The 13,740-nt window shown below is 67.2% G+C and carries 16 protein-coding genes; 8 read left to right on the top strand and 8 right to left on the bottom strand.

What is annotated here, in order from left to right; all coding sequences use genetic code 11:
* The first annotated feature begins 23 nt into the window (after positions 1 to 23).
* Positions 24 to 602 carry an HhH-GPD-type base excision DNA repair protein gene (locus H7J93_RS18080; protein ID WP_267307660.1) on the top strand — a complete coding sequence of 193 codons (579 nt, stop codon included), beginning with the start codon at positions 24 to 26 and terminating at the stop codon, positions 600 to 602.
* 119 nt (positions 603 to 721) lie between these two features.
* On the opposite strand, the gene H7J93_RS18075 is transcribed toward H7J93_RS18080, so the two are convergent.
* A complete protein-coding gene (locus H7J93_RS18075; RefSeq protein ID WP_267307659.1) occupies positions 722 to 1,108 on the bottom strand; it encodes a recombinase family protein in 387 nt (128 codons plus the stop codon).
* A 107-nt stretch (positions 1,109 to 1,215) separates the two neighbouring features.
* Entirely contained in the window at positions 1,216 to 1,878 is a 663-nt protein-coding gene (locus H7J93_RS18070; protein ID WP_267307658.1) for a nitroreductase family protein, read from the bottom strand.
* Positions 1,879 to 1,911: 33 nt separating this feature from the next.
* On the opposite strand from H7J93_RS18070, the gene H7J93_RS18065 reads away from it, so the two are divergent.
* Positions 1,912 to 2,058 (top strand): DUF1059 domain-containing protein, encoded by a 147-nt coding sequence (locus H7J93_RS18065; protein ID WP_083152389.1) that lies wholly within the window; start codon positions 1,912 to 1,914, stop codon positions 2,056 to 2,058.
* A gap of 71 nt (positions 2,059 to 2,129) precedes the next feature.
* Here H7J93_RS18065 and H7J93_RS18060 read toward each other — a convergent pair whose 3' ends face one another.
* Both H7J93_RS18060 and H7J93_RS18055 read right to left on the bottom strand, forming a co-directional pair.
* A complete protein-coding gene (locus tag H7J93_RS18060) occupies positions 2,130 to 3,155 on the bottom strand; it encodes an Rv1157c family protein (protein WP_267307657.1) in 1,026 nt (341 codons plus the stop codon).
* Between the two features lie 54 nt (positions 3,156 to 3,209).
* Positions 3,210 to 3,755, bottom strand: a complete 546-nt coding sequence (locus H7J93_RS18055) for a hypothetical protein (RefSeq protein ID WP_267307656.1) — start codon at positions 3,753 to 3,755, stop codon at positions 3,210 to 3,212.
* A gap of 108 nt (positions 3,756 to 3,863) precedes the next feature.
* Between H7J93_RS18055 and H7J93_RS18050 the strand changes: the two genes are divergently transcribed.
* Positions 3,864 to 5,090 (top strand): mannosyltransferase, encoded by a 1,227-nt coding sequence (locus H7J93_RS18050; RefSeq protein ID WP_267307655.1) that lies wholly within the window; start codon positions 3,864 to 3,866, stop codon positions 5,088 to 5,090.
* Here H7J93_RS18050 and H7J93_RS18045 read toward each other — a convergent pair.
* A complete protein-coding gene (locus H7J93_RS18045; protein WP_267307654.1) occupies positions 5,071 to 5,352 on the bottom strand; it encodes a 4a-hydroxytetrahydrobiopterin dehydratase in 282 nt (93 codons plus the stop codon). The genes H7J93_RS18050 and H7J93_RS18045 overlap by 20 nt on opposite strands.
* Positions 5,353 to 5,379: 27 nt before the next feature.
* On the opposite strand from H7J93_RS18045, the gene H7J93_RS18040 reads away from it, so the two are divergent.
* Positions 5,380 to 5,769 (top strand): (deoxy)nucleoside triphosphate pyrophosphohydrolase, encoded by a 390-nt coding sequence (locus H7J93_RS18040; protein WP_267307653.1) that lies wholly within the window; start codon positions 5,380 to 5,382, stop codon positions 5,767 to 5,769.
* Positions 5,770 to 5,823: 54 nt separating this feature from the next.
* Entirely contained in the window at positions 5,824 to 6,903 is a 1,080-nt protein-coding gene (locus H7J93_RS18035) for a hypothetical protein (RefSeq protein WP_267307652.1), read from the top strand.
* Here H7J93_RS18035 and H7J93_RS18030 read toward each other — a convergent pair.
* Complete coding sequence (locus tag H7J93_RS18030; RefSeq protein WP_267307651.1) at positions 6,894 to 8,183, bottom strand: cytochrome P450; 1,290 nt, start codon at positions 8,181 to 8,183, stop codon at positions 6,894 to 6,896. The genes H7J93_RS18035 and H7J93_RS18030 overlap by 10 nt on opposite strands.
* 96 nt (positions 8,184 to 8,279) lie before the next feature.
* On the opposite strand from H7J93_RS18030, the gene H7J93_RS18025 reads away from it, so the two are divergent.
* Positions 8,280 to 9,341 carry a helix-turn-helix domain-containing protein gene (locus tag H7J93_RS18025; RefSeq protein ID WP_267307650.1) on the top strand — a complete coding sequence of 354 codons (1,062 nt, stop codon included), beginning with the start codon at positions 8,280 to 8,282 and terminating at the stop codon, positions 9,339 to 9,341.
* Here H7J93_RS18025 and H7J93_RS18020 read toward each other — a convergent pair.
* Together H7J93_RS18020 and H7J93_RS18015 are read right to left on the bottom strand one after the other, a co-directional pair.
* The gene (locus tag H7J93_RS18020; protein WP_267307649.1) at positions 9,293 to 9,559 is read right to left on the bottom strand and encodes a hypothetical protein; all 267 of its coding nucleotides are present in this window, start codon (positions 9,557 to 9,559) and stop codon (positions 9,293 to 9,295) included. The two genes, H7J93_RS18025 and H7J93_RS18020, sit on opposite strands and share 49 nt — an antisense overlap.
* A 92-nt stretch (positions 9,560 to 9,651) precedes the next feature.
* On the bottom strand, positions 9,652 to 9,819 hold the full coding sequence (locus H7J93_RS18015) for a hypothetical protein (protein WP_110810402.1): 168 nt from the start codon (positions 9,817 to 9,819) through the stop codon (positions 9,652 to 9,654).
* Between the two features lie 56 nt (positions 9,820 to 9,875).
* On the opposite strand from H7J93_RS18015, the gene typA reads away from it, so the two are divergent.
* Both typA and H7J93_RS18005 read left to right on the top strand, forming a co-directional pair.
* A complete protein-coding gene (gene typA, locus H7J93_RS18010; RefSeq protein ID WP_267307648.1) occupies positions 9,876 to 11,771 on the top strand; it encodes a translational GTPase TypA in 1,896 nt (631 codons plus the stop codon).
* A gap of 55 nt (positions 11,772 to 11,826) precedes the next feature.
* Positions 11,827 to 13,737, top strand: coding sequence for an ABC transporter family substrate-binding protein (locus tag H7J93_RS18005; RefSeq protein ID WP_372507945.1), 1,911 nt, complete (start codon positions 11,827 to 11,829; stop codon positions 13,735 to 13,737).
* Positions 13,738 to 13,740 lie beyond the last annotated feature (3 nt).

Here is a 13,740-nt window from a genome sequence, read left to right as displayed (position 1 = left end):
TGTCGCCACCTTAAACTGGCCACGTGGCGAAACTGCAGCTAGTTCAAGATCCCGCGGCTGATGCACTGCTCGAGGCCAATCCGTTCGCGCTGCTGGTCGGCATGACTTTGGACCAGCAGTATCCGATGGAGCATGCCTTCGCGGGGCCGAAGAAGATTGCCGACCGGATGGGCGGCTTCGACGTCCGTGAGATCGCCGAGTACGACCCTGACGAGTTTGCCGCGCTGTGTTCGAAAACACCTGCGATCCATCGCTTTCCGGGATCGATGGCCAAGAAGATCCAGGCCATCGCGCAGCTGATCGTCGATCAGTACGACGGGCAGACGGCGGGGCTGTGGACCGCAGGCGATCCGGATGGCGCCGAGGTGTTGCGTCGCATCAAGGCGCTGCCCGGGTTCGGCGAGCAGAAGGCGAAGATCTTCCTCGCGCTGCTGGGCAAACAGTACGGCGTGACACCGACGGGGTGGCGCAAGGCGGCGGGCGATTACGGCAAGGCGGGGTCGTACCTGTCGGTGGCCGACGTGGTCGATCCCGGCTCGCTCGAGAAGGTGCGCAACTACAAGAAGCAGGCCAAAGCGGCGGCTAAGGCCGCCAAGGCCTAGCGCGCGGTTCACGAGACTGTCCCCAGCTTCGCGGGGGCCCAGGGAGATCGCGAAAGTACGGAGAACTGCGATCTGTGTGGGGCCCCCGCGAAGCTGGGGACAGTCTCGGCGGGGTGGGGTTAGCGCGAGTCGTGGTAGTGCTGCAGGTCGAGTTGAGCCAGGCTGCGCAGAACGCTCGCGACGACATGCCCCGTCGACGTTCCGGTGTCCAACCCCTCGCGCAGCGCCCGCAGCCGTAATCCGCGATCGGTGAGGTCGGCGATGGTGCGGGTCACCTCGGTGGTCGAGCGGCCGAGACGGTCGAGTGCGACGACGATGACCGTGTCGCCTGATCGCGCGTAACTCAGCATCGCGTGCAGACCGGCGCGCGCCCGGTCGGCGGATTCGGACAACCTGTCGGTGAACACGCGCCGAGGGTCGACGCCCTCAGCGCTGAGCGCCGCCAGCTGATCATCGAGATTCTGCTCGACAGAACTAGCGGTGGCATAACCCAGCGTGCAGGTCATGAGTTCAAGGTCCCACGGCTGCCGTGAATGGGGAAGAGTTACGACGCCATCGAGTCTCGCTAACTGCCGATCTGTTACCGAACGTCGACCTACCGGCCGAAACCGCATCACCCCACCGTGAACGGCTCACCATCGAATCGCTCGCGGGTGGCGATCTCGGAGACCGGCTTACGAGTCAGCTTGCGGACCTGCTTCACCGGCTTGCCGATCGGCAGCAACGCCGCGATCGCATAGTCCTCGGGAATGTCGAGCAGCTCCTTGACGCGCGGTTCCTCGGCCACGGTGACCGTCGCCAGCACGCCGCCGAGCCCTTCGTTGCGCGCGGCCAGCAGGATGTTCCACACGAACGGATACACCGACGCGCCCGCGATCAGTCCGATGCGGTCGAGGTTCTGGTCGAATGCGGCGCACACGTTGAGGTCCACGCAGATCACCAGCACGGCGCCGCAGTACATGAATGGTAGGTAGGGGCCCGCCTCGGTGGCGGCGACTTCCTCCGGCGTCACCTTCATCGGCTTCGTCGGGTTCCACGGGTACTCGCCGTTCTTGACTTGCGCCGTATAGCGACGCGCACCCGTCACGCTGAGGTCGGCCAGAGCCCTACGGGTGTTGTCGTCGCGAATCACGATCACGTGGGTGCCCTGGCGATTGCCGCCGGTCGGTGCGAACCGCGCGTTGTCGAGGATGCGTTCGAGCACGTCGTCGGGCAGTGGGTCGTCGGTGAATCGGCGGACAGCACCCGTGGTGCGCATGACGTCATAAAGCTCCATGCCTCACATCATCGGCTGTGGGAAGCTTGAGACATGAAGACACACCTGAATTGCCCCTGTGGCGAGGCGATCACCGGTGAGAACGAGGACGATCTCGTGGAGAAGGCCCAGGCTCACCTGTCGGAGGTGCACCCCGGCCGCGATTACGACCGGGACGCAATCCTCTTTATGGCCTACTGACCAGACGCCGACCGCACGGTTGTTGAACACAAACCTCGAGTAGAGGTGTCAACAACCGTGCGCTCTATGCGTCAGGGAACGACCGTCGAGCCGATGGTCGGCATGAACTGACACTGCTTCTCGGTCGTGGTGACCTGACCGAAGATCGTCGAGATGATGCTGCCCGAGCCGGTATCGGCGATCGCCACCAGTGTGGTCGGCCCCTGCGGGTTGATGTCGGCGCGCGGCGTCAGCGTCGCGCTGCCCGACTTGCCCGTCGTCAGGTTCACCCAGGTGACATTCAGCGGCAGCTTCTGCTCGGCGGCAGGTCCCGGCGTGCCGATCGCGGTGAACACGTAGGCGGTCTGGCCCGGGCCGGGGCCCGGTGTCGGAATCTTGGCGGGGCCGGCCACCGAAATCGCTGTGGCGAGCACGTTTCCGCCGTCCTTGAGGCACCCGTTGCTGATCGACGGATACAGGAAGTCCTGTGTCGTCGGGGCGTCCGGACCGAATTCGGGACCGCCGGGTGCGGCTGCCGGCGCGGCAGCAGGATCCGCCGGAGCCGGCGCAGGGGCGGGCACAGGGGCCGCGGCCTCAGGCGCGGGTGCGGGCACCGGCACTGCGACCTCCGGTGCGGGCGCAGGAGCAGGAGCCTCCGGAGCAGGGGCGGCCAGGGCCGCCGCCTCGGGTGCCGGCGCTTCGGGTGCGGGCGCCTCCTCAGGCGCGGGTCCGACGACGTGCGCGGGGTTGATGCCCGCGGGCAGGTGCGCCTCGGTACCGGGCACCGCGCCTGGCGCCGGAGTGTGCGCGACGAACTGGTTGACGGCAGTCGCGACATTCCGGGACGCGGGCGGAGCCGCGGCATCTCCCGCGAACACCGCCGCCGCGGCCATCAGTGTGGATGCGGCGTTGGTCGGATCAGCTGCGGCCTGCTGGATGACAGGCCCCAGACTCTGTACCGCAGGCAGGCCCGGGGCCATCAGCCCGTCGATCGGCAGCGGTGGCGCAGGCGGTGCTGCGGGTTCTGCGTTGGCCACACCGGTCACGCCGCCGAACAGCAGCGTGACCGATGTGCCGATCGCAATGGCAGCAGTGGCGAACATCGTCCTGGTTGACATGACTCCCCCAAAGAGTGGTTGTAGTGGTCTTCTCGGTCGATGTCGCCGCTACCGTCAGGGCAGTGCCGACAGCGCCGGGATCAGCGGTGCCGCGGGAGCAGCGGCCGCAGGAGCGACGGCCGGTACGGCGGCCGCGGCCGGTGCGGCTGCGTTGGTCGCCGCGGGCAGCAGGCCGGCCAACGGCGTCCCGGCGGGCATCAGCGAGGCGAGGCTGGTCGGGATCGCCGCCACCTGCGGCAGGATGTTGGCCGGGCCGGTCGCCGGAGCCGTCGGGGTGCTGACGACCGAGGGGGCGCCGGGCAGCGCGGCAGGAGGTTGCGGCAGGGTGACCGACGCGGTCGCGGCCGGCGGAGGTGTCGCAGGTGTCGCTGCCGTCGGCGAGGCCGCGGTGGTCAGCAGGGAGGTGACGCCCTGCATGAGCTGCGTCGCCGCCGCCGGATTGGAAGCCAGCTGCTGGATGAACGGAAGTCCCGGCACGCCGGGGGTCGGGGCAGGTGCCGCAGGCTGGGCGGCGGCGGTGCCGCTCAGCGCAACCGCGGCCGTCACGGCCCCCGCAGCGGCAATCATCGTGGTCGCGAACAGTTTTCCGGTGCTATGCATGGTTCTCCCATTCAGGTTTGGTCGGCACGCCTTCGCCCGAAGCTACGGAGTTACTGGTGTTACTCAAGTGACACGTGTGGCGTTTATGCAACCGTTACGGATGCGACTGTGAACGGTGACCGGGTCGATAGAGTCGTATGGATAAACACGTCGACCACCACTCCGAACGCTGCGCGAGCGTCCTCCCGCCTGGCCGCCGCCGCGCCGCTCCTGTTGGTGATCAGCGTCCTCGCGCGACTGGCGTGGACGTATTTGGTGCCCAACGGGGCCAACTTCGTCGATCTGCACGTGTATGTGGGCGGGGCCGGCATGCTCGACGATCCGGGTTCGCTCTACGACTACGTCTACGCCGACCAGACGCCGGACTTCCCGCTGCCGTTCACGTATCCGCCGTTCGCGGCGATCGTGTTCTACCCGCTGCACCTGTTGCCGTTCGGGCTCGTTGCGTTCCTATGGCAGCTCGGCATCATCGCGGCGCTGTACGGAGTGGTGCGGATGAGCCAGCGCCTGCTGGGGGCCGGAGATCGTCGGACCGCGATGCTGTGGACGGCCGTCGGCATCTGGATCGAACCCCTGCGCAGCACCTTCGACTACGGGCAGATCAACGTGCTGTTGGTGCTCGCGGTGCTCTACGCGGTGTACAGCACCCGATGGTGGGTGTCAGGGTTACTCGTCGGGCTCGCCGCCGGCGTGAAGCTGACCCCGGCAGCGTCGGGACTGTACTTCGTCGGGGCGCGACGGTGGGCCGCCGTCGCATTCTCGGCGGTCGTGTTCTTCGGCACGGTGGGCGTCTCATGGCTGATCATCGGCAACGAAACCCGTTACTACTTCACCGAATTACTTGGCGACGCCTCGCGGGTCGGGCCCGTCGGCACGTCGTTCAACCAGTCCTGGCGCGGTGGCATCACGCGGATCCTCGGGTACGACGCCGGCTACGGGCCGCTGGTGCTGGCCGGTATCGCGGTGACGGCGGTGCTGGCGGTGCTGGCGTGGCGGGCGATCGGCGGCGCGTCGGATCGGCTGGGCGCCATCGTCGTCGTGCAGTTGTTCGGCCTGCTGCTCTCGCCGATCTCGTGGACGCACCACTGGGTGTGGCTGATCCCGCTGATGATCTGGCTATTGCACGGACCGCTACGAGAGCGGCTCGGCGCGCGCATCCTGGGCTGGGGGTGGCTGGCGCTGACCCTCATCGGCGTGCCGTGGCTGCTCAGCTTCGCGCAGCCGACGATCTGGGTGATGCCCCGGCCGTGGTATCTGGCCTGGGCCGGGTTGATCTACATCGTCGCGACGCTGGCGACGCTGGCGTGGATCGCGGCTACCCGACGATCGCGTTGATCTCTTTCGCCATCTCGACGTCCTTGTCGGTGATGCCACCCTCGGAGTGCGTCACCAATGCGAAAGTCACTGTCCGCCAACGGATGTCGATGTCCGGATGGTGGTCCTTCTCCTCGGCCTTCTCGGCGACGCGCCGCACCGCGTCGATACCGTCGAGAAAGGATCCGAATTTGATCGATCGGCGGAGCGTCCCATCGGCGCGCTCCCATCCGTCGAGGTCGGGCAGTGCGGCGTCTACTTGTTCGTCCGTTAACACAGCCATGCTTTCGACGGTATACCGTCGCCGGTGATGCCAAGTCAGATCGTGGTCGCGGGTGCCCTGATCGCGGACAACGCGCTGCTGGTCGCGCAGCGTGCAAGGCCGCCCGCACTCGCCGGACTGTGGGAACTCCCGGGAGGCAAGGTGGCGGCCGGCGAAACCGACGAGTCCGCGCTGGCCCGTGAACTCAAGGAGGAACTCGGCGTCGACGTGACCGTCGGTGCGCGCATCGGCGTCGACGTCGCGCTCAACCCCACCACCGCGCTGCGCGCCTATCGGGTCACCCAGACCGGCGGCGTACTCCATCCGAACGATCACCGCGCGCTGCGCTGGATCACCGTCGACGAACTCGACGGCCTCGATTGGGTTCCCGCCGACCGCACGTGGCTCGTCGAGCTCCGAGAGGCCCTCACGGTCTAGCGCGTCGGCTCAACTCGGCGCCAATCCGGCCAGCTCACACTATTGTTCCGGTCCATGCGCGTGCTGCGGTTCGTCTGGCGGGGGGTGCTGGCCTTCGATCGGATCGGATCGCGGATCCCGCAACTCATTCAGATCTGGCTGATCGAGTTCTTCTTCGCCGTGCCGTTGATGTTCTTCATCGCCAAGCTCGTCGACATTCGAGGAGCGTTCGGCGTGCCCGGAACCGGTGGCTCGGTGCCCGGCGTGTTCTGGGGCGCACTCGTGGTTTCGCTGATCGCCGGATTCTTCTTCTTCCGCAGCCTGATCCGGCCTCGCGTGGTGCGCGGGACCTGGACGCCGATGGTCAAGGCGCATGTCGGCGACTACACCGTGATGGCCGGCAACCGGGCCTGGACGACAAGCTACGACTACCTGACGAGCCATCCGTCATACGCACTTCTACTGCTCATCACCGCACCGATTCCGGCCACCATGGTGCTGATGACGATCAACCACGGCGACAACACCTTCTATTGGCGGTTGGCCGGTGTCGTCGGGCTCATCATTCTCGCGCTGATGGCGCTGGCGCGCCTATTGGCGTGGTATGTCTTCCGAATCGGCCGAAGCCAAGTCGACAACCAGGCCGAGGCCATGGGCATGTCGCAGCGGCGGTTGGGTTGGGAAATCGCGTGGAAGCCCGTGCTGATGCTGATGGTCATGATGTACGCGATCGTCTGCATTCCCCTCGCCATCATGTTCTGGCAGGAGGACCGCAAGATCGCCGCTCTGCCCGTCGTCACGGTCGACGATGACACCGACCATGCCGGCGAGTACCGCCGCGTCGAAGGCATCATCGATTCGGACCCTGTCTATTGGGCGCCACGGGGGACCGGCCGCGGCGGCAACAACTACTCCGGCGCGGGGGTGCTCATCGAATTGCCCGCCGGGGGTGAGGCATTGCTGCTTGCCGAATCGTTGTCGGTGCCCGACTTCAAAGGCGTCATGGAGGACGTCAAGAACGGCGAGATCAAGACGCAGGGCAAGGTGATCGACCACATCACCGAGGACCAACAGGAGTACTACGGCTTCGACGAACGCGACTTCCCGGACCCGCCGCCCGATGGCCGCATCATGCTGTTGCTGTCCTACCCCTGACAGGCGCGCACCGGCAGCGACGTCGGCCCGGACAGGGACGGGGTCGTCGTCCAGATCACCGGCCCGGCGAGTTCCAGGCCCGCGATGCGGTCGAACAACCCGTTGAGCGCGACGGTCACCTCGAGCCGGGCCAGGTGCGCACCAAGGCAGAAGTGCGCGCCGTGGCCGAACCCGGTGTGGCCGACGGGTTTTCGTTCGAAGTCGAAACGATCGGGATCGTCGAAGCGGCGCGGATCGCGGTTGGCGCCCGCATAGAACAGGACCACCCGCGAGCGCTCGGGAATCACGGCGTCGCCGACCCGATACGGCGCCAGCGTCGTGCGCGTCACCCACTGCACCGGTGAACCCCAGCGCAGCGCTTCCTCGACAGCAGCCGGAATCAGGTCGCGGTTATCCCGCAGTCGCGCGTACAGATCCGGGTCGGTGGCCAACTTGATCAGCAGGATGCCGAGCAGGTTGGTGGTCGTCTCGTTGCCGGCGACCAGGATCAGCAGCGCGGCGGTAACCGCCTCGAAGGGAGTCATCTCGCCTGCGGCCAGCGCCTTGCTGATGCCACCGAGCACGTCATCGAAGTCCTCGGTGTTGCGCCTGTGAAGTTCGTCGACGATCAGGCGGCGCAGCGACAGCATGCCCGGCAACGCTTGGCCGATCGTCAGCGTGACGCCGCCGAGTGAGCGCGCGCCGAATAGCGCCGTGACACCGTTGGACCACACCCGGAAATCACGCCAGCGGGAGCGGTCGATGCCGAGCAACAGCGCGATCGCCGAGACGGGCAGTGGCACCGTCAGCGCGGGCACCATGTCGACGACCTCACCGCTGGCCAGCGCATCGACGGCCGGGTCGACGAACTGCGCCAACGATGCCTCCAGCCTGCGCATTGCCGACGGCGTGAAGTACGGCGCCGCCAACCGGCGCAACCGGGCGTGATCGGGGTCGTCGGTGGTGACGACGCTCGGAAGCACCGTCGACCGCAGCAGAATCCCCGAACTGGATGACAGCACATCGTGTGCCCGCGCCGCCGCGGTGACATCTTCGTGGCGGGCCATCATCCAGACGTTGAGCCGCTCGTTGACGTGGACGGGATGCTCACGCAGACGCGCCAACTCGGGAAACGGATTCCTGATCGTCTCGGGTGTCGTCGGGTCGTAAGAGGTTCTCGGCACGCTTGGCGCAGCCGAACCGACCCTGGCGCGCCGCAGATCGCGGATCGCGCCCTGTCCGACCATCAGGCCGACGTCACGCACCGCCGACGTAACCACCGGCAGCGTGCTGGTTCGCATATCGACAAGGATGTCGCCGCGTACCCCCAAGCGACATGATCGCGGCGGCCATTCAGATGATCGATTCGGCCAATCACCTGGTTGGAGCGGCCGCGCGTGCCACGATCGCAGGCGATGGTGGCGACCAAGAGTCCGGCTGGCATTCGCTACGCGTTCGCGCTGGCCCGCGACGCCGGTGTGCCGTGCGAACGGCTGCTGGCCGGTACCCGCTGGACCGAGACCGGGGTGGTTGCCGCAGGTCACCGCATCGAGCAGGACGATGAGTTCGTCATCACCGCCAATCTGGTCCGCGAGCTCGGCGACCCGGTGACCGCGGGAATCAGTGTCGGGTCGAAGTTCACCGTCGGCGACCTCGGCATCTGGGGTTACGCGTTGCTGTCGAGCGCCGACGCAGGGGAGGCCCTGACCGTCGCACTGGCCTACGCCACGCTGTCGCCGACGGTGTTCAATCCCCAGCCGGTGGCGGAGGGGGACGTCGCGACCGTCGTGCTCCGCTACGAACACCTGCCGGTCGATGTTCGCGAATACTATGCGGCACGCGACCTTTCGGCGCTGCCGCTGCTGCTGCGAATGTCGGGACTCGCGGCCGGGCCGCTGTCGGTGGACGTCCCGTTCGACGCAGAACGGGGCATGCGACTGCGGGAAGCACTGCATCCGTTCACCTTGGAAACCGGTGCGGCGCAATACCGTATCCGCATCCCGTCCGAGGCGCTGAAGCCACAGCTGCCCACCGCCGACCCCGTCACCCGCGCCGCCTGCGCACGCGAATGCGAGCGTTTGGTGCACACCCGCGACTCCGCGCCCACTCTGTCGGCCACGGTCCGGTCCCGCTTCGCGCAGAGCCCCGAAGCGATGCCCAGCGTCGAGGAACTCGCCGCCGAACTGCACATGAGCACCCGCACGCTGCGCCGTCAGCTCAATCACGAACACACGTCATATCGGGAGTTGCGCAACGACGTCTCGCACACGCTGGCCGTCGAATTGCTCAGTGTCGTGGGGCTTTCGGTCAATGAGGTGGCTCGCCGCCTCGGCTACGGCGACGCCACCGCGTTCTCACACGCGTTCCGGCGCTGGACGGGTAAACCGGCCAGTGATTTCCGGTCGAGCGCTCAGTACCGCAGCGAGTCGCTGACCACCCGGACCCGCGCCTTCGGGTGAGTGGCGGCGTACAGCGGGTGCGTCAGCAATGGATGACGGCAGTGCGGGCAGGACGCCTGCGGTTGGTTGGCCGTCGACGCGGTGAGGTGATGGCAGGCCGAGCAGTGCACCACGTAGAACCTGCCGATCCAATTGAGCAGCCCGAGGTAGATCGCCAGCGTCGCAGCCGACGCGATCACCATGATCACCGCGATGGTGAGAACCTGATAGACCGTCATATCCGGTACCTCCAACCGAAACCGAGCACACCTGACGGATAGTTCAACGGTACGCCTGAACCGGGGTGTTGAGGCCGGGTTGGAACGCCGGATCAGCGTTTGCGGGCGCGCTTGTAGATCTTCTCGAGTTCCTTGCCCCGGATGCCCATCAGTTCGGCCTTGTGCACCTTGTGCAACACCAGCGGACACCTCTTGCACCGGGGCTTACTGCGACAGCACTTCTTCTTCGGTTTGATGTCGAGCAGCTTGCTCGCCTTCACGTGACCTGAATCTCTCGTTTTCGCGATCGAGCACCCTCACTGCGACACTTACCAGCGTGGATTTTCGGAATGTCGCCATTGTGGCGCACGTCGATCATGGGAAGACCACCCTGGTCGATGCGATGCTGCGGCAGTCCGGTGCCCTTAGTCACCGCGGTGATGATGCCATCGAGCGATTGATGGACTCCGGCGACCTCGAACGTGAGAAGGGCATCACGATCCTCGCCAAGAACACCGCCGTGCACCGCAGGCACCCGGACGGCAGCGTCACGGTCATCAACGTCATCGACACCCCCGGCCACGCCGACTTCGGCGGTGAGGTCGAACGCGGCCTGTCCATGGTCGACGGCGTGCTGCTGCTGGTTGACGCCTCCGAGGGGCCGCTGCCCCAGACCCGCTTCGTGCTGCGCAAGGCGCTGGCCGCGCATCTGCCGGTGATCCTGGTGGTCAACAAGACCGACCGGCCCGACGCGCGTATCGCTGAGGTCGTCTCCGACAGCCATGACCTGTTGCTCGATGTGGCTTCCGACCTGGACGAGGAGGCGCAGAAGGCCGCCGAGGAGGCGCTCGGACTGCCGACGCTGTACGCCTCCGGTCGTGCCGGTATCGCCAGCACCGTCGACCCCGCGAACGGTGAGAACCCCGAAGGCGAGAACCTCGACCCGCTCTTCGACGTGCTTCTCGAACACATCCCGCCGCCCCAGGGCGATCCCGAGGCCCCGCTGCAGGCCTTGGTGACCAACCTCGACGCCTCCGCGTTCCTGGGCCGGCTGGCCCTGATCCGCATCTACAACGGCCGGTTGCGCAAGGGCCAGCAGGTGGCGTGGATGCGTGAGGTCGACGGCGTTCCCGTCGTCACCAACGCCAAGATCACCGAATTGCTGGTCACCGAGGGCGTCGACCGCACCCCGACCGACGAGGCGATCGCCGGTGACATCGTCGCCGTCGCCGGCCTGCCCGAGATCATGATCGGCGACACGCTCGCCGACACCGAACACGCCCACGCGCTGCCGCGCATCACCGTCGACGAGCCCGCCATCTCGGTGACCGTCGGCACCAACACCTCACCGCTGGCGGGCAAGGTGTCCGGGCACAAACTGACGGCCCGCATGGTGCGCAACCGGCTGGACCAGGAACTGGTCGGCAACGTCTCCATCCGCGTGGTGGACATCGGCCGCCCGGACGCGTGGGAGGTTCAGGGCCGCGGTGAGCTGGCGCTGGCCGTGCTCGTCGAGCAGATGCGCCGTGAAGGTTTCGAGCTGACGGTCGGCAAACCGCAGGTCGTGACACGGACCATCGACGGAAAGCTGCACGAGCCGTTCGAGGCGATGACCATCGACTGCCCCGACGAGTTCGTCGGCGCGATCACCCAGCTGATGGCCGGCCGCAAGGGCCGCATGGAGGAGATGACCAACCACGCGGCGGGCTGGGTCCGGATGGACTTCATCGTGCCGAGCCGCGGTCTGATCGGCTTCCGCACGGATTTCCTGACCCTGACCCGCGGCACCGGTATCGCAAACGCCGTGTTCGACGGCTACCGCCCGTGGGCGGGGGAGATCCGCGCGCGGCACACCGGCTCGCTGGTGTCGGACCGTTCGGGCACGATCACGCCGTTCGCGTTGATCCAGCTCGCCGATCGCGGGCAGTTCTTCGTCGAGCCCGGCGACGAGACCTACGAAGGGCATGTGGTCGGCATCAACCCGCGCGCGGAGGATCTCGACATCAACGTCACGCGCGAGAAGAAGCTGACGAACATGCGCAGCTCGACCGCCGACGTCATCGAGACGCTCGCCCGGCCGCTCACCCTTGACCTCGAACAGGCCATGGAATTCTGTGCCGCCGACGAGTGCGTCGAGGTCACCCCGGAAGTGGTGCGGGTCCGCAAGGTCGAACTCAGCGCCACGCTGCGCGCGCGTTCGAAGGCCCGCGCCAAGGCCCGCGATAGCAGCTGAGGCCCTCAGGGCGGCGGCGCCGGTTACCCAGAGCGGCTCAGGTGCTGCCGATACCCTGAACACCGTGCCGAGGCCAGTACACGTCATCGCCGCGCTATCCGCGCTGGTGACGCTGGTATCGGGGTGCACTGTGAGCCCGCCTCCGGCGCCCCAGAGCACCGATACCGCGGAGACGACGGCACCCCCGCCGCCCAAGGCGACGCAGATCATCATGGCGATCGACTGGATCGGCCCCGGCTTCAACCCGCACCTGCTGGCCGACCAATCGCCCGTCAACGCCGCGATCAGTTCGCTGGTGTTGCCCAGCTCCTTCCGGCCGGTGCCCGACCCGAACACGCCAACCGGATCGCGGTGGGAGCTCGACACCACGCTGCTGGAGTCCGCCGAGGTGACCAGTCAGGACCCGTTCACCGTCACCTACAAGATCCGGCCCGAGGCGTCGTGGACGGACAACGCCCCGATCGGCGCCGACGACTACTGGTATCTGTGGCAGCAGATGGTCAGCCAGCCCGGCGTGGTCGATCCGGCGGGGTACGACCTCATCACCGGCGTCCAGTCGGTGGAGGGCGGCAAGACCGCGGTGGTGACCTTCTCGCAGCCCTACCCGGCGTGGCGTGAGTTGTTCAACAACATCCTGCCGGCCCACATCGTCAAGGACATCCCCGGCGGTTTCGCCGCGGGACTGGCGCGCACCCTGCCGGTCACTGGCGGCCAGTTCCGCGTCGAGAACATCGACCCCCAGCGCGACGAGATCCTGCTGGCCCGCAACGACCGGTTCTGGAGCGCGCCGGCCAAACCCGACCTGATCCTGTTGCGCCGCGGCGGCGACGCGGCGGCGCTGGCCGACTCGATCCGCAACGGCGACACCCAGGTGGCCCAGGTGCACGGTGGCGCGGCCACGTTCGCGCAGCTGTCGGCGATCCCCGACGTGCGGACGGCGCGGATCGTCACACCGCGCGTCATGCAGATATCGCTACGCGCTCAGCAGCCGTCCCTCGCGGATTCCCAAGTGCGCAAAGCGATTTTCGGACTGCTCGACGTCGATCTGCTGGCCGCGGTGGGTGCGGGTGACGACAACACGGTGACGTTGGCGCAGGCGCAGGTCCGATCGCCCTCGGATCCGGGCTATGTGCCGACCGCGCCGCCTGCGATCTCGCGGGACGCCGCGCTCGAGCTGCTCATCGACGCCGGCTACGAGGTGGAGACGTCGCCACCGCCGACCCCAGGCGCGCCCGCCCCGGACAATGGCCGCGGCCGCATCATGAAGGACGGGGTACCGCTGTCGCTGGTGCTCGGCGTCGCCGCCAACGACCCGACATCGGTCGCGGTCGCCAACACGGCCGCCGACCAATTACGAAACGTGGGCATCGATGCGTCGGTGTCGGCGCTCGATCCGGTGACCCTGTACGGCGAGGCGTTGACGAACAACCGCGTCGACGCCGTGGTCGGCTGGCGTCAGGCCGGGGGCGACCTGGCGACCGCGCTGGCATCCCGCTACGGCTGCCGGGCGCTGGAGGCTACGGCAGTGGCGACGGCCGAGCCCGGAACGGCGACGCCGCAGACTTCAGCCTCGGAAACTTCGGAGACGATTCCGCCGACAACCACCACGGCAACGACGTCTGCGACGACGAGCCCGACCGCGACCGCCACCACAACCACGTCGGCGACCCCGGCGGCCCCCGCGCCCGAAACCGGCGAATTGGTCCAGGCGCCAAGCAATATCACCGGCATCTGCGATCGCAGCATTCAGCCGAAGATCGATGCGGCGCTCGATGGCAGCGAGCCCATCGACAAGGTGATCACCGCCGTCGAACCACGGCTGTGGAATCTCTCGACAGTGTTGCCGATCCTGCAGGACACCACGATCGTCGCGGCGGGCCCGAGCGTGCAGAACGTCAAGCTGTCCGGGGCCGTGCCGGTCGGAATCGTCGGGGATGCCGGCACCTGGGTGAAAACCCGTCCGTGACAG

It is taken from the genome of Mycobacterium barrassiae, from assembly GCF_025822765.1.
GTDB classification, from domain to species: Bacteria; Actinomycetota; Actinomycetes; order Mycobacteriales; family Mycobacteriaceae; genus Mycobacterium; species Mycobacterium barrassiae.
Note: the sequence above shows the minus strand (reverse complement) of the source record. Positions and strands in the feature narration are given on the sequence as shown.